19 protein-coding genes are annotated in these 17,732 nt (G+C 59.1%); 10 read left to right on the top strand and 9 right to left on the bottom strand.

Annotated elements, in window-relative coordinates; all coding sequences use genetic code 11:
- Positions 1 to 35: 35 nt before the first annotated feature.
- Positions 36 to 215 (top strand): PA3496 family putative envelope integrity protein, encoded by a 180-nt coding sequence (locus tag ACKUG4_RS26275; protein WP_039765850.1) that lies wholly within the window; start codon positions 36 to 38, stop codon positions 213 to 215.
- 88 nt (positions 216 to 303) lie between these two features.
- On the opposite strand, the gene ACKUG4_RS26270 is transcribed toward ACKUG4_RS26275, so the two are convergent.
- Positions 304 to 930 carry a response regulator transcription factor gene (locus ACKUG4_RS26270; protein WP_007953203.1) on the bottom strand — a complete coding sequence of 209 codons (627 nt, stop codon included), beginning with the start codon at positions 928 to 930 and terminating at the stop codon, positions 304 to 306.
- Positions 931 to 1,317: 387 nt separating this feature from the next.
- On the opposite strand from ACKUG4_RS26270, the gene ACKUG4_RS26265 reads away from it, so the two are divergent.
- Positions 1,318 to 1,899 (top strand): hypothetical protein, encoded by a 582-nt coding sequence (locus ACKUG4_RS26265; RefSeq protein ID WP_085647250.1) that lies wholly within the window; start codon positions 1,318 to 1,320, stop codon positions 1,897 to 1,899.
- Between the two features lie 132 nt (positions 1,900 to 2,031).
- Here ACKUG4_RS26265 and ACKUG4_RS26260 read toward each other — a convergent pair whose 3' ends face one another.
- Positions 2,032 to 3,249 (bottom strand): argininosuccinate synthase, encoded by a 1,218-nt coding sequence (locus ACKUG4_RS26260; RefSeq protein ID WP_007953201.1) that lies wholly within the window; start codon positions 3,247 to 3,249, stop codon positions 2,032 to 2,034.
- A 129-nt stretch (positions 3,250 to 3,378) separates the two neighbouring features.
- Positions 3,379 to 4,287 (bottom strand): flagellar protein MotY, encoded by a 909-nt coding sequence (locus tag ACKUG4_RS26255; protein ID WP_007953200.1) that lies wholly within the window; start codon positions 4,285 to 4,287, stop codon positions 3,379 to 3,381.
- 160 nt (positions 4,288 to 4,447) lie between these two features.
- Here ACKUG4_RS26255 and pyrC point away from each other — a divergent pair, with 160 nt between their 5' ends.
- Together pyrC and rnt are read left to right on the top strand one after the other, a co-directional pair.
- On the top strand, positions 4,448 to 5,494 hold the full coding sequence (pyrC, locus tag ACKUG4_RS26250) for a dihydroorotase (protein WP_039765844.1): 1,047 nt from the start codon (positions 4,448 to 4,450) through the stop codon (positions 5,492 to 5,494).
- Positions 5,491 to 6,165: a ribonuclease T gene (gene rnt, locus ACKUG4_RS26245; protein ID WP_007953196.1), complete on the top strand. Its 675-nt coding sequence runs from the start codon at positions 5,491 to 5,493 to the stop codon at positions 6,163 to 6,165. The genes pyrC and rnt overlap by 4 nt, the downstream gene beginning before the upstream one ends.
- Before the next feature lie 74 nt (positions 6,166 to 6,239).
- On the opposite strand, the gene ACKUG4_RS26240 is transcribed toward rnt, so the two are convergent.
- On the bottom strand, positions 6,240 to 6,842 hold the full coding sequence (locus ACKUG4_RS26240) for a peroxiredoxin (RefSeq protein WP_007953195.1): 603 nt from the start codon (positions 6,840 to 6,842) through the stop codon (positions 6,240 to 6,242).
- Between the two features lie 291 nt (positions 6,843 to 7,133).
- Here ACKUG4_RS26240 and ACKUG4_RS26235 point away from each other — a divergent pair, with 291 nt between their 5' ends.
- A complete protein-coding gene (locus ACKUG4_RS26235; RefSeq protein WP_007953193.1) occupies positions 7,134 to 7,352 on the top strand; it encodes a bacterioferritin-associated ferredoxin in 219 nt (72 codons plus the stop codon).
- A gap of 199 nt (positions 7,353 to 7,551) precedes the next feature.
- Positions 7,552 to 8,028, top strand: coding sequence for a bacterioferritin (bfr, locus tag ACKUG4_RS26230; RefSeq protein ID WP_085684506.1), 477 nt, complete (start codon positions 7,552 to 7,554; stop codon positions 8,026 to 8,028).
- A gap of 106 nt (positions 8,029 to 8,134) precedes the next feature.
- On the opposite strand, the gene grxD is transcribed toward bfr, so the two are convergent.
- From grxD to plzR, 3 genes are all read right to left on the bottom strand, one after another.
- On the bottom strand, positions 8,135 to 8,476 hold the full coding sequence (gene grxD / locus ACKUG4_RS26225) for a Grx4 family monothiol glutaredoxin (protein WP_039765841.1): 342 nt from the start codon (positions 8,474 to 8,476) through the stop codon (positions 8,135 to 8,137).
- A 97-nt stretch (positions 8,477 to 8,573) separates the two neighbouring features.
- On the bottom strand, positions 8,574 to 10,679 hold the full coding sequence (locus ACKUG4_RS26220; protein WP_445435141.1) for a molybdopterin oxidoreductase family protein: 2,106 nt from the start codon (positions 10,677 to 10,679) through the stop codon (positions 8,574 to 8,576).
- A 131-nt stretch (positions 10,680 to 10,810) separates the two neighbouring features.
- Positions 10,811 to 11,101 carry a PlzR type 4 pili assembly inhibitor gene (gene plzR, locus ACKUG4_RS26215; RefSeq protein WP_085610874.1) on the bottom strand — a complete coding sequence of 97 codons (291 nt, stop codon included), beginning with the start codon at positions 11,099 to 11,101 and terminating at the stop codon, positions 10,811 to 10,813.
- A gap of 406 nt (positions 11,102 to 11,507) precedes the next feature.
- Here plzR and argF point away from each other — a divergent pair, with 406 nt between their 5' ends.
- Together argF and ACKUG4_RS26205 are read left to right on the top strand one after the other, a co-directional pair.
- Positions 11,508 to 12,428 carry an ornithine carbamoyltransferase gene (argF, locus tag ACKUG4_RS26210; RefSeq protein WP_064599150.1) on the top strand — a complete coding sequence of 307 codons (921 nt, stop codon included), beginning with the start codon at positions 11,508 to 11,510 and terminating at the stop codon, positions 12,426 to 12,428.
- Positions 12,425 to 13,534, top strand: a complete 1,110-nt coding sequence (locus ACKUG4_RS26205) for an ABC transporter ATP-binding protein (RefSeq protein WP_445435140.1) — start codon at positions 12,425 to 12,427, stop codon at positions 13,532 to 13,534. The genes argF and ACKUG4_RS26205 overlap by 4 nt, the downstream gene beginning before the upstream one ends.
- A 49-nt stretch (positions 13,535 to 13,583) precedes the next feature.
- On the opposite strand, the gene ACKUG4_RS26200 is transcribed toward ACKUG4_RS26205, so the two are convergent.
- Both ACKUG4_RS26200 and ybaK read right to left on the bottom strand, forming a co-directional pair.
- A complete protein-coding gene (locus ACKUG4_RS26200; RefSeq protein WP_064599153.1) occupies positions 13,584 to 14,366 on the bottom strand; it encodes a PhzF family protein in 783 nt (260 codons plus the stop codon).
- 89 nt (positions 14,367 to 14,455) lie between these two features.
- A complete protein-coding gene (gene ybaK / locus ACKUG4_RS26195) occupies positions 14,456 to 14,926 on the bottom strand; it encodes a Cys-tRNA(Pro) deacylase (protein WP_007953184.1) in 471 nt (156 codons plus the stop codon).
- A gap of 360 nt (positions 14,927 to 15,286) precedes the next feature.
- Here ybaK and ACKUG4_RS26190 point away from each other — a divergent pair, with 360 nt between their 5' ends.
- Positions 15,287 to 16,138, top strand: a complete 852-nt coding sequence (locus ACKUG4_RS26190; RefSeq protein WP_236190372.1) for an MIP/aquaporin family protein — start codon at positions 15,287 to 15,289, stop codon at positions 16,136 to 16,138.
- Positions 16,139 to 16,216: 78 nt separating this feature from the next.
- Entirely contained in the window at positions 16,217 to 17,719 is a 1,503-nt protein-coding gene (glpK, locus tag ACKUG4_RS26185) for a glycerol kinase GlpK (RefSeq protein ID WP_039765827.1), read from the top strand.
- The last annotated feature ends 13 nt before the right edge of the window (positions 17,720 to 17,732 follow it).

Genomic DNA, 17,732 nt, shown 5'->3' with positions numbered 1-17,732 from the left:
GGCGCCAAAGGCAGTCTTAGCCTGGAGTTGACCTTATGACTGACAGCAAAGAACAACTGGATGTAGACGACGATTTCATCGCTGCCGAAGCCGAAGACGCCGAACCGGTGGTTGAAGTTGCCAAGACCAATCTCAGCAAGCGCCGAACCATCGACAACCTGCTTGAGGAGCGCCGGTTGCAGAAGCAATTGGCCGATTACGACTTTGATCTCTGATATTTGAAAGCCTCCCGAAACGGAGGCTTTTCTCTTTTTGCTACTCGCTGATTCCGATCCGCCCATGATCCGTCAGCCACTGAAAACCTCAGACCAGACCGTTGCGCTGCGCCAGTTCGATCAGATCCACCAAAGAGCGCGCGTTGAGCTTCAATAACAACCGGGTCTTGTAGGTACTCACGGTCTTGTTGCTGAGGAACATCCCGTCGGCGATTTCCTTGTTGGTCTTGCCGCGCGCCAGTTGCTGCAACACCATCATTTCACGCCCGGACAGGCGATCCACCATATCGGCCTCGCTGGCATTTCCCAGGCTGGTCCTCACGGTATGCAACGCCTGATTCGGAAAATAGCTGTATCCGGACAGTACCGCCTTGATTGCACTCAGCAACTCCGTCAGATCCTGTTGCTTGCAAACATAACCCGCCGCCCCCGATTGCATGCAGCGCATGGAAAAGTGCCCAGGCGACTGGGATGTCAGCACAAGTACTTTCAACGGCATCGCGCTTGTCGTAAGGCGCGCAATGACTTCCAGTCCATCCAGTTTCGGTATGCCGATATCCAGTATTACGATATCCGGCATCTGATCACGGGCAAGTTGTAATGCATCCACTCCATTGTCGGTTTCTGCAATGACTTCGTAGCCATGACGTTCCATCAGCATACGCACCGCAAGACGAATGACGGGGTGATCATCCACGATCAGCACTTTATTCATGGGCAAGTCCAGTTTCGCTGTTCGAATTTTTAGAACCGGCACAATAACGCAGTCATTTCACTCATGGCATGGAGAAGTTCATTCACACCGGCATCAAGAGACAACTCCTACAGCCAATAAAGATTATTCCTACAGAAAAGGACCACCAGAAAAATACCAGCCTGAAAAGAACATAAAGCCCGCCACCCTGCCGATCGCCACTCGAAAACTATCCAACAAAAAACAAACCCACCGAAAGAAATAAAAAGCTGAAACAACATACTTATATTAATTCAACGGTATTTCCGATAAACACCAGCTAACTAGCGTCGGAGCACCAACCCGACACCCAGCTATACAAATCACTAGAACCCCATGACGAGATCAGCAATTTCATGAGCAGAGCACATGTTAAAACCCAACAGAAAGATCACCAACCCCATCAGCATTATCGCCGTATTTGCATTGATAACGGAGACCTCGGCAGCGGTTTCCCTGCCCTTTCTGGATAACGAAGAACGGAAGATCTACATTTGGCTTTTAATCAGCTTTCCTTTTTTCCTGTCGTTCCTGTTCTTCATAACTCTTAATTTCAACTATCGATCCCTTTATGCACCTTCAGACTTTGAAAACGACAGTAGTTTTTTAAAGGCATTTGAGGAAACTGGATCCCACATGCATGAAACAGCGACACAGACCGATATAGAATTACACACAGTAAAACTGCAAAAGTTTTTAACTACGCTATATATCGTTGATATCAGGGGACGGACTGCCGAATTTGACACAGACGCGCTATTGAAAAAAATCCCACACTCTTCCAAGCACTCACTCAGAATATTCCTGTTCCTGACCCGCTCGACATCGGACGCTTCATTAACAGAAAACATCTTCAAATCGTTTAAACAGGCAAAGAAGGCTGCCGGAACGGCCTACTGCATTGCTTACGACGTGGATTCAATGAGCATGATCCAGGTGGAAAAGGTTTGAACGCCCCGCAGAAAGCGGGAGCAGCAAGATCAGCGCCAATACGGATCCGGATCAGTTTGAAGTACCGCGCGCCCGGAAACACAAAGGCCTTGTCTTACGACAAGGCCTTTGTTTCACATCCGAACCAACGACTCAGAATAGCTTGCGGCCCTTGTTGGCAGCAATGCGCATGCGCAGTGCGTTGAGCTTGATGAAGCCCGCCGCATCGGCCTGGTTGTAGGCGCCGCCGTCTTCTTCGAAGGTCGCGATGTTGGCGTCGAACAACGAATCGTCGGACTTGCGGCCGGTTACGATGACGTTGCCCTTGTATAGCTTCAGACGCACAACGCCGTTCACGTTGACCTGCGAAGCGTCGATCATTTGTTGCAGCATCAGACGCTCAGGGCTCCACCAGTAACCGGTGTAGATCAGGCTGGCGTACTTGGGCATCAGCTCGTCTTTGAGGTGAGCGACTTCGCGGTCCAGAGTGATCGATTCGATGGCGCGGTGAGCGCGCAGCATGATGGTGCCACCCGGGGTTTCGTAGCAGCCACGGGACTTCATGCCGACGTAGCGGTTCTCGACGATGTCCAGACGGCCGATGCCGTGCTCGCCGCCGATCTTGTTCAGCGTCGCCAGTACGGTGGCCGGGGTCATTTCGACGCCGTCCAGCGCGACGATGTCGCCGTTGCGGTAGGTCAGTTCCAGGTACTGCGGGGTGTCGGGAGCCTTCTCCGGGGAGACGGTCCAGCGCCACATGTCTTCTTCGTGCTCGGTCCAGGTATCTTCCAGCACGCCGCCTTCATAGGAGATGTGCAGCAGGTTGGCGTCCATCGAGTACGGGGATTTCTTCTTGCCGTGACGCTCGATCGGGATCGCGTGCTTCTCGGCGTAATCCATCAGCTTCTCGCGGGACAGCAGGTCCCACTCGCGCCATGGAGCAATCACTTTCACGCCTGGCTTGAGCGCGTAGGCACCCAGTTCGAAACGCACCTGGTCGTTGCCTTTGCCGGTGGCGCCGTGGGAAATGGCGTCGGCGCCGGTTTCGTTGGCGATTTCGATCAGACGCTTGGCGATCAGCGGACGCGCGATGGAAGTACCCAGCAGGTACTCGCCTTCGTAAACGGTGTTGGCGCGGAACATCGGGAACACGAAGTCACGCACGAATTCTTCGCGCAGGTCGTCGATGTAGATTTCTTTGACGCCCATGGCCTGCGCCTTGGCGCGAGCCGGCTCGACCTCTTCGCCCTGACCCAGGTCAGCGGTGAAGGTCACGACTTCACAGTTATAAGTATCCTGCAGCCACTTGAGGATCACCGAAGTGTCCAGGCCGCCGGAATACGCCAGAACGACCTTGTTTACGTCCGCCATGCCATCACTCCACGGGGTTCTACGGAAAGCCGAGGAGTCTACCGCCCAAACGCGATAATTTACAGAGGCGCGACAGCTTAAGACGACAAAGCGACAGAATCTGTCGAGAGGGCGACGATGACCGGCAGGTCAGGAAGTCGCCGCCGTGTTGGCCGGAGTGCTGGCCTGAGGCGCTGGCGCGGTAGTCGGTGCCACCCGCGCCAGGTGCACGTTGACCCGGCGATTCTTGGCCCGGTTGGCGGCATTGGTGTTCGGGACCAACGGGTAGCGCTCACCATGGAAACGCACGGTGATCTGCGATTCCTGAATGCCGTTGGCCTTGAAGAAATCAACCACGGCCAGCGCACGACGGCGCGACAGCTCACGATTGGTCAGACGATTGCCGCTGTTGTCGGAATGGCCGTCGAGCTCGATGTGATTGACCGTCGGATCGGCCTTCATGTATTCGAGCATCACCTGCAACTTGGCCTTGGCGGCGGCGTCCAGCTCGATGCCTTCGCCGGGGAAGCCGATCTGCGATTGTTTGACCTGATCGAAATTCTGCGGGAGCAGTTTCGCCACGCAGGTCTGATAGTCATTGAACGCCTTGCTGAACTTGACCGGCAACAGGCGCACTTCAGACACCCGACCATCGCCCGATGCCCGGCGCACCACCGGGCTGCGACCGTCCATCAGCCCGCTGATCAGTTGCCCGGCCTGGGACTGCGAACTGTTGAACAGCACGTTGCCGCTGCCCAGTCGAACCGTGCCCAGATTGATGTCGCCACGCCCCGGCTGCCACGGCGCAGCCGCCGCCAGCAAAGTCGCCGAACCGCCGCCAAGCATGGCGTTGTAGGCGTTCAGGCGAAAGGTCGCCTGCTCGCCGGCCTTGCGCACGAATTGCCCCGAGCCGAAGTCGGTGATCGGCTGCGTCAGACGGCACTCGAACTTGTCGCCCTCGACCGTCCACTCAATGTTCTCCAGACGAGTCTGGTAGGTCAGTGCCATCGCGGGAAGGCTGGCAAACACACTGAGCAAGGCTAAATATCGCTGGCGCACGGGAGGCTCCATTGGCTTCTACAACAAAAAAGACCGAGACATACATCTTTACGGCATACCTATGGGATATCGGACGCTCGTCGCAAAACTTGATAGCGAGTGCCTGCAAGAGTCTTTTCCGGTAGCATTCGCCTCAGTTTGACCCGCCTGGAATCCCCTCATGTCCGACCGCCTGACCCTGCTGCGTCCCGACGACTGGCACATTCATCTTCGCGATGGTGCCGTGTTGACCAATACCGTTGCGGATGTCGCGCGCACCTTTGGTCGCGCCATCATCATGCCCAACCTGGTACCTCCGGTGCGCAACGCCGCTGAAGCCGACGGCTATCGCCAGCGGATTCTCGCTGCCCGCCCGGCCGGCAGTCGTTTCGAGCCGCTGATGGTGCTGTACCTCACCGACCGCACCCAGCCCGAAGAAATCCGTGAGGCCAAGGCCAGCGGTTTCGTGCACGCCGCCAAGCTGTACCCGGCCGGCGCCACCACCAACTCCGATTCCGGGGTCACCAGCATCGACAAGATTTTCCCGGCGCTGGAAGCCATGGCCGAAGTCGGCATGCCGCTGTTGATCCACGGTGAAGTCACCCGTGGCGACGTCGACGTGTTCGACCGCGAAAAAATCTTCATCGACGAGCACATGCGCCGCGTGGTCGAGCGTTTCCCGACGCTGAAAGTGGTGTTCGAACACATCACCACCGGCGATGCCGTGCAGTTCGTCAACGAGGCGTCCGCAAACGTCGGCGCAACGATCACCGCGCATCACCTGCTCTACAACCGCAACCACATGCTGGTGGGCGGGATCCGGCCGCACTTCTATTGCCTGCCGATCCTCAAGCGCAACACGCACCAGGAAGCCCTGCTTGACGCCGCCACCAGCGGCAGCGCGAAGTTCTTCCTCGGCACCGACTCGGCGCCGCACGCCCAGCACGCCAAGGAAGCCGCCTGTGGCTGCGCCGGCTGCTACACCGCGTACGCCGCCATCGAGCTGTATGCCGAAGCCTTCGAACAGCGCAATGCGCTGGACAAGCTCGAAGCATTCGCCAGCCTCAACGGCCCACGTTTCTACGGCCTGCCGGCGAACACCGATCGCATCACCCTGGTTCGTGACGAATGGACCGCCCCGACCAGCCTGCCTTTCGGCGAGCTGACCGTTATCCCGCTGCGCGCCGGTGAAAAACTGCGCTGGCGCCTGCTGGAGGAACACGCGTGAGTGAAGACCATTTCGACGACGAACTGGACGGTCAAGGTGGCGGCGGTTCGCGCCATCCAATGGCAGCACGCTTTCGCGGCTACCTGCCGGTTGTCGTCGACGTAGAAACCGGTGGCTTCAACTCGGCCACCGACGCTCTGCTGGAGATTGCCGCGACCACCATCGCCATGGATGAAAAGGGTTTCGTCTACCCTGATCACACCTACTTCTTCCGCGTCGAGCCGTTCGAAGGTGCCAACGTTGAGGCGGCGGCACTGGAGTTCACCGGGATCAAGCTCGATCACCCGTTGCGCATGGCCGTCAGCGAAGAAACGGCGCTGACCGACATCTTCCGTGGCGTGCGCAAGGCCTTGAAGGCCAACGGCTGCAAGCGGGCGATCCTGGTCGGCCACAACAGCAGCTTCGACCTCGGTTTCCTCAACGCCGCCGTCGCGCGACTGGACATGAAGCGCAATCCGTTCCACCCGTTCTCCAGCTTCGACACCGCGACCCTCGCCGGTCTGGCTTACGGTCAAACCGTATTGGCCAAGGCCTGTCAGGCAGCCGACATCGACTTCGATGGCCGTGAAGCGCATTCGGCGCGTTACGACACCGAGAAGACGGCCGAGCTGTTCTGCGGCATCGTCAACCGCTGGAAACAGATGGGCGGCTGGGAAGACTTCGACGACTGAGGGTCGCCGGGTTAAATCCCGCGCATGAAAAAACCGGCTCAAGAGCCGGTTTTTTTGTACCTCGACGATGCGCCTTACAGGGCAGCAGCGTTCTCGGTCAGGTAAGCCGCAACGCCTTCTGGCGAAGCGTTCATGCCTTTGTCGCCTTTTTTCCAGTTGGCAGGGCAGACTTCGCCGTGCTCTTCGTGGAATTGCAGCGCGTCGACCAGACGGATCAGCTCTTCCATGTTACGGCCCAGCGGCAGGTCGTTGACGATCTGCGAGCGGACAACGCCTTTGTCGTCGATCAGGAACGCGCCACGGAAAGCCACGCCGCCTTCGGACTCAACGTCGTAGGCCTTGGCGATGTCGTGCTTCATGTCGGCAGCCATGGTGTATTTCACCTGGCCGATGCCGCCATTGTTGACCGGGGTGTTGCGCCAGGCGTTGTGGGTGAAGTGCGAGTCGATCGATACGGCGATCACTTCAACGTTGCGAGCCTTGAAGTCGGCCATGCGGTTGTCCAGGGCGATCAGCTCGGACGGGCAGACGAAGGTGAAGTCCAGCGGGTAGAAGAATACCAGGCCGTATTTGCCTTTGATGGCCGAGGACAGAGTGAAGCTGTCAACGATCTCGCCATTGCCGAGTACGGCCGGGACGGTGAAGTCAGGGGCTTGTTTGCCTACGAGTACGCTCATTGATATCTCCTGGTGTAGAAACTTGAAGTTCAGGGTCCGGGCCAGCCTGCCACCCTCAGGCGACAGCCCTGTGACACGAACCCCCTTCGCAAGGGCCGACCATCATACACTGCGTTTTTGGACTGGCCTTAACGGTTTTTCGCGAAATCCCGGCTGGCATTCAGCCATGCACCACCGTTCGTCAGTCACAGCCGTTGGCGATGAAAACCCTTCGGAAAGCACTTTGACAATCATTCTCGTTAACATTAAGATCCATCGCAATTGAGTCACAACCAGCGACGGTTCTCACTTATGTATGTTTGCCTCTGCACTGGCGTCACCGACGGACAGATCCGCGAAGCGATCTATGAAGGTTGCTGCAGCTATAAAGAAGTCCGTCAGGCCACCGGCGTAGCCAGCCAATGCGGCAAATGTGCGTGCCTGGCGAAGGAAGTGGTTCGCGAAACCCTGACCAAGCTGCAAACCGCCCAGGCCGCGATCCCCTACCCGGCAGAATTTACAGCCGCGTAATTATCCCGATTTCGAAGAACCGGACTTAAGTCCGGTTTTTTTATGCCTGAAAATCAACTGCTTAGCGTCTAGACGCGGAACACAAACATTCTTATTCCGATTAATTTTCATTTATTATTCAATAACTTAGGTTTGACACTTATAAACACCAAGCTCAAACTCTGCCTTATATACCGCTACTTAGGGCAGGACTCCCATCATGAAAGGCGACGTAACAGTCATCCAGCATCTCAACAAGATCCTTGCCAATGAGCTGGTCGCGATCAATCAGTACTTCCTGCATGCGCGCATGTATGAAGATTGGGGCCTGAACAAGCTCGGCAAGCACGAGTACCACGAATCCATCGACGAGATGAAGCACGCGGACAAGCTGATCAAGCGCATCCTGTTCCTCGAAGGCCTGCCGAACGTGCAGGATCTGGGCAAGCTGCACATCGGCGAGCACACCAAGGAAATGCTGGAGTGCGACCTGCGTATCGAGAAGACCGGCCATGCTGACCTGAAGGTCGCCATCGCCCACTGCGAATCCGTTGGTGACTTCGGCAGCCGCGAACTGCTCGAAGACATCCTGGAATCTGAAGAAGAACATATCGACTGGCTGGAAACCCAACTGGGCCTGATCGATAAAGTCGGTCTTGAGAACTATCTGCAATCGCAGATGGGCGAAGACGAGTAATCAGCCAGCGCTAAACTCGAGACACTAAAAAGCCCCGCCCTCTTTCGAGAGGAGGGGCTTTTTATTGCCTGGACTTCAGGGTTGCCGAAGTCCGGACAGAAACCAATCAGGCTTCGGACTTGGCCGCAGCAGCCTTGGCGGATGCTTCCTTGACCAGGGTCTGCAGCTCACCGTTGGCGAACATTTCAGCCATGATGTCGCTGCCGCCGACCAGTTCACCGGCTACCCACAGCTGCGGGAAAGTCGGCCAGTTGGCGTACTTCGGCAGGTTGGCACGGATTTCCGGGTTCTGCAGGATGTCGACGTAGGCGAACTTCTCGCCACAGCCCATCACAGCCTGCGCAGCTTTCGCGGAGAAGCCACACTGCGGGGCATTCGGCGAGCCTTTCATGTAAAGCAGAATGGTGTTGTTGGCAATCTGCTCTTTAATCGTTTCGATGATATCCATGGAGCACCTCGGCTGAACTTTCCGACTCATGGGTCGGCACGGTGGCGCATTGTAACGGAATCCCGAGCGCCCTGCTCGGTCTCCCCGACAGACATGCTCAAGCCGCTGCCACGGTCACCGGCACACCGTTGAGCGCCGCATTGCCTGACAGCTCGTCGAGCTGGCATTCATCGGTCAGGTCATTGGCGCTGGAGCCCGGCTGACCGCTGGCAATCGCCAACTGCACACCCGGACGGGCGTGGCCCCATCCGTGCGGCAGGCTGACCACGCCTTTCATCATGTCCGCGCTGCCCAGCACCTCGACCTCGATCTGCCCGACCCGCGAACTGACCCGCACAAGCTGACCATCACTGAGCCCGCGACTGGCGAGATCGTCCGGGTTCATCAGCAGCTGATGACGCGGTTTGCCCTTCACCAGTCGATGGTAATTATGCATCCACGAGTTATTGCTGCGTACATGACGGCGGCCGATCATCAACAGCTCATCAGCGGCCGGCGCCTGCAACGCGGCGAAGCGCGCCAGGTCGGCGAGGATTTCCGGCGGCGCCGCCTGAACTCGTTGATTGGCGGTCTTCAATCGCGGTGTCAGGTTGGGCTTCAGTGCTCCCAGATCAACGCCATGTGGATGATCGAACAGCGTCGCCAGCGACAATTTGTGTTCGGACGCATCGCCATAGGCGCCCATGCGCAAACCCATATCGATCATCTTCGCCGGCGCCATCGTCGGTTTCAGCTCCTTGCCGGTCTTCGCGGCAAAGGCCCTGGCCAGGCCGACGAAGATCTCCCAGTCGTGCAGTGCCCCCTCCGGTTTAGCGAGGATCGCCCGATTGAAACGGCTGACGTTGCGCACGGCGAACAGGTTGAAGGTGGTGTCGTAGTGATCGTTCTCCAGCGCCGAGGTCGACGGCAGGATCAGGTCGGCGTAACGGGTGGTTTCGTTGATATACAGGTCGACGCTGACCATGAACTCCAGCCCGTCCAGCGCCTGCTCCAGCTGCCGGCCATTGGGCGTGGACAACACCGGGTTACCGGCCACGGTGATCAAAGCGCGAATCTGCCCCTCGCCTTCGGTGAGCATCTCCTCGGCCAGCGCCGAGACCGGCAACTCGCCGCCGTATTCAGGACGCCCGGATACGCGGCTCTGCCATTTGTTGAAATGCCCGCCCGAGGTCGACGCCACCAGATCCACCGCAGGCTCGGTACACAAGGCACCGCCGACGCGGTCCAGGTTGCCGGTGACAAGATTGATCAACTGCACAACCCAATGGCACAGCGTGCCGAAGGCCTGAGTGGAAACCCCCATCCGGCCGTAGCAAACGGCACTTGGTGCAGCGGCGAAGTCCCGGGCCAGTTGGCGGATCTGTTCGGCGGGAACGGCGCACAACGGGCTCATGGCTTCGGCGGTGAAACCCGCTACCGCCGCGCGAACCTCGTCCAGACCATCCACCGGCAGATGACTGTCCGAAGTCAGGCCCTCGGCGAAAAGAGTATTGAGCACACCAAACAGCAACGCCGCATCGCCACCGGGACGCACGAACAGATGCTGATCGGCCATCGCCGCCGTCTCGCTGCGCCGAGGATCGACCACCACCACTTTGCCGCCCCGGGCCTGAATCGCCTTCAGACGCTTCTCGACATCCGGCACGGTCATGATGCTGCCATTGGACGCCAGCGGATTGCCGCCCAGAATCAGCATGAAATCGGTGTGATCGATATCCGGGATCGGCAGCAGCAAGCCGTGGCCATACATCAGATAGCTGGTCAGGTGATGGGGCAGTTGATCGACCGACGTCGCCGAATAGCGGTTACGGGTTTTCAACAGGCCGAGGAAGTAATTGCTGTGGGTCATCAGCCCATAGTTATGCACGCTGGGATTGCCCTGATACACGGCAACCGCGTTCTGCCCATGACGCTCCTGAATCGCCGAGAGTTTTTCGGCGACCAGCTCGAACGCTTCGTCCCACTCGATGGGCAGCCATTCGTTGCCGACCCGGCGCATGGGCTGGCGCAGGCGATCCGGATCGTTCTGGATGTCTTGCAGCGCCACGGCCTTGGGGCAGATGTGCCCACGACTGAACGTGTCCTGAGCATCGCCCTTGATCGAGGTGATTTGCACCTGACCGTCGGTTTCGGTGGTTTCAATGGTCAAACCGCAGATGGCTTCACACAGGTGGCAGGCACGGTGATGGAGAGTCTTGGTCATGGCCAGTCTCTGTCTTGTTCTGGGCAGGCAATCACGCCTGCGGGAACAAAACTATGGCCCGCAGCCCGATGCAGCGCCAGCGACGTTCGTCTTGTGAATCGGCGGCCATCAGGCCCGCCGATAGACCCGCGTCAGTTCGCCGGAAGCTGTGGCGGCGCGGCCAGCTGGATTTCCTGGATGGTCTCGATCTGCTCGTGGGCGACGTGGACGCCGGTGAGTTCGCCGATCAGTCGCCAATGCTCGTCGAGCCCGGCGCTGATGGTCGCCATCCGGTCGATCATCTGTCGACTGGCGGCCTTGACAACGTCGTCTTCGCTGCGCATCAGTTCGAAGGACATCGAGGTCATCGAGGCGGTGAGGTGGGTCAATGAGCGTGCCGTGTGGCCCAGCAGTTCCATTAACAGTTTTTCTTTCGATTCCATGCGGAGGCTTCCTGCGTCGCTCGTGATTTATTTATAACCCAGCACTTTGCTTTAGCAAATGTTTCAACCTGCGCATCCGACCAAGCGAACCGGTGGCTCACCGGTCGCAAACCGACCAGAGCGGTGCCATCCCCGCCGCGGCGGATTGCCAAGCCCGGTGGGGCCAGTGTACAAAGACCTCGCTGCCCTCTCGAAAACTGACCGGAAATCACAGTGTTCGCACTGTTATCACCCCGGCACATTTCTGCAAAAACCGTAGCCTATTGGAAAAACGCGACATTTAGTGTCAATATCGCGCCTTCCCCTATTTCGTCGCCCCCGTGCGGCTTACGCCGCAGGTCTCGCCCGTTGTTCCGATAAACAAGGCTTTGAGCATCTGCGGTTTGTAGCAAAAAGGTAGTCAATGATGAGCGCAAGGCACTTTCTCTCCCTGATGGATTGCACGCCCGAAGAGCTGGTCAGCGTGATCCGTCGAGGCGTTGAGCTCAAGGACCTGCGTAACCGCGGCGTACTGTTCGAGCCTCTGAAAAACCGCGTCCTGGGGATGATCTTCGAGAAATCCTCGACCCGCACACGCATCTCCTTCGAAGCCGGCATGATCCAGCTCGGCGGCCAGGCGATCTTCCTGTCGCCGCGCGACACCCAGCTGGGCCGCGGCGAGCCGATCGGCGACTGCGCCATCGTCATGTCGAGCATGCTCGATGCGGTGATGATCCGTACCTTTGCCCACAGCACCCTGACCGAATTCGCCGCCAACTCCCGCGTGCCGGTGATCAACGGTCTGTCCGACGACCTGCACCCGTGCCAGTTGCTGGCCGACATGCAGACCTTCCTCGAACACCGCGGCTCGATCCAGGGCAAGACCGTGGCCTGGATCGGCGACGGCAACAACATGTGCAACAGCTATATAGAAGCGGCGATCCAGTTCGACTTTCAGTTGCGCGTGGCCTGCCCCGAAGGCTACGAACCAAACCCTGAGTTCGTGGCCAAGGCCGGTGACCGCGTGACCATCGTCCGCGACCCGCAAGACGCCGTGCGTGGCGCGCACCTGGTCAGCACCGACGTCTGGACCTCCATGGGCCAGGAAGAGGAGACCGCCAAGCGCCTGAAGCTGTTTGCGCCGTTTCAGGTCAACCGTGCCCTGCTCGACCTGGCAGCCGATGACGTGCTATTCATGCACTGCCTGCCCGCTCACCGCGGAGAGGAAATCAGCCTCGACCTGCTCGATGACCCGCGCTCCGTCGCCTGGGATCAGGCAGAAAACCGTCTCCACGCACAGAAGGCCCTGCTCGAGTTCCTTGTCGAACCGGCATATCACCACGCATGAGTCATGAATTACTGCTGAACCTGCGCAACCTCGCTTGCGGCTATCAAGATCAACGTGTGGTGCAGAACCTCAATCTGCACCTCAACGCCGGTGACATCGGCTGCCTGCTTGGCTCCTCCGGCTGCGGCAAGACCACCACCCTGCGTGCGATTGCCGGTTTCGAACCGGTGCACGAAGGAGAAATCTCTCTCGGCGGTGAAGTGATCTCCAGCGCCGGTTTCACCCTCGCCCCGGAAAAACGCCGGATCGGCATGGTGTTCCAGGACTACGCGCTGTTCCCGCACCTGAGTGTCGCGGACAACATCGCCTTCGGCATCCGCAAGCACCCGAACAAGGAGCGCGTGACCGAGGAGCTGCTGGAACTGGTCAACCTGAAGAACCTCGGCAAACGCTTCCCCCATGAGCTGTCCGGCGGCCAGCAACAACGTGTCGCCCTCGCCCGCGCCCTGGCGCCGGAGCCGCAACTGTTGTTGCTCGACGAGCCGTTCTCCAACCTCGATGGCGAATTGCGACGCAAGCTCAGCCATGAAGTGCGCGACATCCTCAAGACCCGTGGCACCAGTGCGATTCTGGTGACTCACGATCAGGAAGAAGCCTTCGCCGTCAGCGATCACGTCGGTGTGTTCAAGGAAGGCCGGCTGGAGCAGTGGGACACGCCCTACAACCTCTATCACGAGCCGGCGACACCGTACGTGGCCAGTTTTATCGGTCAGGGTTACTTCATTCGCGGCCAATTGGGCAGCCCGGAATCGGTGCAGACCGAACTCGGTGAACTGCGCGGCAATCGCGCCTACACCTGGCCGATCGGTGGCGCGGTGGATGTGCTGCTGCGTCCGGACGACATCGTTTACGCGCCGGACAGCGGGTTGAAAGCGCGAATCGTCGGCAAGACCTTCCTCGGCGCTTCGACCCTGTATCGCCTGCAACTATCGACCGGCGCACAGCTGGAATCGATCTTCCCGAGCCATGCCGACCATCAGGTGGGTGCGGATGTCGGGATTCGGGTGGCGGCGGAACATCTGGTGCTGTTCCAGGCCTCCGGCAGCACCGCCGCGCAGATTCCGGCGGTGGAAAACGGCGTTCGCCGTTACAGCACCGCGCACTGATCTGCACACAAACAACGAGGGAGCCTGATGGCTCCCTTATTTTTTGCTCTCAGCCCAGCATCAATGTGCCGCTGGCCACCAGCGTCGCATTGCCGCCGATCTTCACCCGCTCGCCTTCCAGCCGACAAAACAGCTCGCCGCCCCGCGCCGAACGCTGGCATGCAGTCAGACTGGATTTGCCCAGACGTTTCGACCAGTACGGAATCAGGCTGCAATGGGTCGAACCGGTCACCGGGTCTTCATTGATGCCGATGGCCGGAGCGAAATAGCGCGAGACAAAATCATGCTGATTGCCCCGGGCCGTGACGATCGCACCCAACCACGGCAGCTTGGCGAGGGCGACCATGTCCGGCTGGCAATCGAGCACCGCCTGCTCCGACTCCAGCACCACAAACAGCTCGTTGGAACTCAGAACATCGACTGCCTGGACATTCAGCGCCCGCTCGATCTCCAGGGTGACGCCTTTCTCAACCGCTTCGATGGCCGGAAAATCCAGCCACAACCGGCCACCTTCGCGGCTGACACTCAACGGCCCGGACTTGCAAGTGAAGTCCAGACGCTCGGCGCTCTCCTTATAGATCTCGAACAGCACATAGGCGCTGGCCAGGGTCGCATGACCACACAGCGGCACCTCGGTGGTCGGCGTGAACCAACGGATGTGCCACGCCTGCCCTTCGCGCACCAGAAACGCGGTTTCCGCCAGATTGTGCTCGGCGGCGATCTTTTGCATCAGGTCGTCCGCGAGCCACGCGTCGAGCCGATAGACCATTGCCGGATTGCCACTGAACGGCCGATCACTGAACGCGTCGACCTGATGAAACTCGAGCTGCATAACCTTCTCCCTGTGTCAGTCGAACGAGCATGCAGCGCCAGCCGGATCAGCGCCAGTGACAGTGCCGGCCAATTTTCTTCATACAGCCGTCAAGGGCGACCGATGTCGGCAAATTTCGCCTGGGTGTGCTCCGCCAAGACCGCCGGCGCCAGCTCCACTTCCAGCCCACGTCGGCCGGCGCTCACATAAATGGTTGCAAAAGGCTGTGCCGAATTATCGATGAAGGTACGCAGGCGTTTTTTCTGCCCCAGCGGACTGATGCCGCCCAACAGGTAACCGGTGGAGCGCTGCGCGGCGGCCGGGTCGGCCATCTCGACTTTTTTCACGCCGGCGGCGTGGGCAAGCCCCTTGAGGTCGAGACTTCCGACGACCGGCACCACCGCCACCAGCAACTCTCCCTTCTCACTCGCCGCCAGCAGCGTCTTGAACACCTGCGCCGGATCGAGCCCCAGTTTTTCCGCGGCCTCCAGGCCATACGACGCGGCCTTCGGGTCATGTTCGTAACTGTGCACGCGATGTTCGGCACGAACTTTTTTCAACAAGTCCAACGCAGGGGTCATGGCAGCTCCGGGCTCGGCAGTGGCAAAAAATCCTGCGGCGGATTTTAGGCCATCGCTGGGTAAAAGGCTCTACCACGCGCCACGTTTCCCGGGGTCTACAGGCCGACAACAACCGCGCAGGCCGGGTAACCCGCAGGATCATTCACATGACTGATAGTTTATTTGTGACTGACGGTTCACTTTCGACCTTTGACAGGTTTGTTTCTTGTCTATATTTTTTCGAATCTGAATAATGTAAGAATTATCGTCATCGCAGCACCCAGCAGTAAACCGGGAACAGGATGGGGATCCTGCCTCGGCGAAAATCGCGCCTTGCCCTGTCGGCAACGCGCCAGACAACAACAAAAACCGAGGTTTTCAATGACAACTGCGTTACAGCAACCTTCGCTTTCGAGCCAGTGCCTGGCCGAGTTTCTGGGTACTGCACTCCTGATCTTTTTCGGTACGGGTTGCGTCGCCGCGCTCAAGGTCGCGGGCGCCACCTTCGGCCTGTGGGAAATCAGCATCATCTGGGGCGTCGGCGTCAGCATGGCGATCTACCTCACCGCCGGCGTTTCCGGTGCGCACCTGAACCCCGCCGTCAGTATTGCCCTGAGCATTTTCGCCGACTTCGAAAAGCGCAAACTGCCGTTCTACATTCTGGCCCAGATCGCCGGTGCCTTCTGCGGCGCGCTGCTGGTTTACACGCTATACAGCAACCTGTTCTTCGATTTCGAACAAACTCACCATATGGTTCGTGGCACTGAAGCCAGCCTCGAACTGGCGTCGGTGTTCTCCACTTTCCCGAACCCTGCGCTGTCAACTGCCCAAGCGTTCCTGGTCGAGGTGATCATCACCGCGATTCTGATGGGCGTGATCATGTCCCTGACCGACGACAACAACGGCCTGCCGAAAGGCCCGCTGGCGCCGCTGCTGATCGGTCTGCTGATTGCCGTGATCGGCAGTTCGATGGGCCCGCTGACCGGTTTCGCGATGAACCCGGCCCGGGACTTCGGCCCGAAACTGATGACTTTCTTCGCCGGCTGGGGTGAAATTTCCTTCACTGGCGCACGTGAAATCCCGTACTTCCTGATTCCGATTTTTGCACCGATTGTCGGTGCCTGCCTCGGCGCTGCCGGGTATCGCGGGCTGATTGCCCGTCACCTGACCGGCGCCACACCTGCTACAAAGGATGCAGAACCGGCCATTGACGGCAAACCAAGAACTTCTTGAAACAGTCGGCGCGGGCTCCTGCCCTTATAGAGCCCGCGCCACGGCCCACTCTCCCTTATTTCGTCCAAGGCAATCGACATGACCGACATTCAGAACAAGAACTACATCATTGCCCTCGATCAGGGTACGACCAGCTCCCGCGCGATCATTTTCGACCGCGACGCGAACGTGGTCTGCACCGCACAACGGGAATTCGCTCAGCATTACCCGCAAGCCGGTTGGGTCGAACACGATCCGATGGAAATCTTCGCCACCCAGAGCGCAGTGATGGTCGAAGCGCTGGCACAGGCCGGCCTGCACCATGACCAGGTCGCCGCCATCGGCATCACCAACCAGCGTGAAACCACCGTGGTCTGGGACAAGACCACCGGCCGCCCGGTGTACAACGCGATCGTCTGGCAATGCCGCCGCAGCACCGAGATCTGCCAACAGCTCAAGCGCGACGGTCATGAAGACTACATCCGCGACACCACCGGCCTTGTCACCGACCCGTACTTCTCCGGCACCAAGCTGAAGTGGATCCTCGACAACGTCGAAGGCAGCCGTGAGCGCGCGCGCAACGGCGAACTGCTGTTCGGCACCGTCGACAGCTGGCTGATCTGGAAATTCACCGGCGGCAAGGTCCACGTCACCGACTACACCAACGCCTCGCGCACCATGCTCTTCAACATCCACACGCTGGAGTGGGACGCGAAGATGCTGGAGATCCTCGACATCCCGCGCGAGATGCTGCCGGAAGTCAAAGCGTCGTCGGAAATCTACGGCCGTACCAAAAGCGGCATCGCCATCGGCGGTATCGCCGGCGACCAGCAGGCTGCGCTGTTCGGCCAGATGTGCGTCGAGCCGGGCCAGGCGAAAAACACCTACGGCACCGGTTGCTTCCTGCTGATGAACACCGGCGACAAAGCGGTGAAATCGCAACACGGCATGCTCACCACCATCGCTTGCGGCCCACGCGGCGAAGTGGCCTACGCCCTGGAAGGCGCGGTGTTCAACGGCGGTTCGACCGTACAGTGGCTGCGCGATGAACTGAAAATCGTCAACGACGCCCACGACACCGAATACTTCGCCAATAAAGTGAAGGACAGCAACGGCGTCTATCTGGTGCCAGCCTTCACCGGCCTCGGCGCGCCTTACTGGGACCCGTATGCCCGTGGCGCCCTGTTCGGCCTGACCCGTGGCGTGCGCGTGGATCACATCATCCGCGCTGCACTGGAATCGATTGCCTACCAGACCCGCGACGTTCTCGACGCCATGCAGCAGGACTCCGGCGAACGCCTCAAGGCCCTGCGCGTGGACGGCGGTGCGGTGGCGAACAACTTCCTCATGCAGTTCCAGGCCGACATCCTCGGCACCCAGGTCGAACGTCCGAAAATGCGCGAAACCACGGCGCTGGGCGCCGCTTATCTGGCCGGCCTGGCGTGCGGTTTCTGGGGCAGCCTGGAAGAACTGCGCGGCAAAGCGGTGATCGAGCGCGAGTTCGAACCGAGCCTGGACGAAGCGGCCAAAGAGAAGCTCTATAAAGGCTGGAAAAAAGCCGTCAGCCGTACCCGCGACTGGGAGCGTGAAGACGCTGAATAAGCCAGTCTGAGGA

Origin of the sequence: Candidatus Pseudomonas auctus, assembly GCF_048654275.1 — a bacterium.
Taxonomy (GTDB): domain Bacteria; phylum Pseudomonadota; class Gammaproteobacteria; order Pseudomonadales; family Pseudomonadaceae; genus Aquipseudomonas; species Aquipseudomonas pharyngis.
The sequence above is the reverse complement of the archived record's forward strand: the minus strand, read 5'-3'. Positions and strand labels throughout refer to the sequence as shown.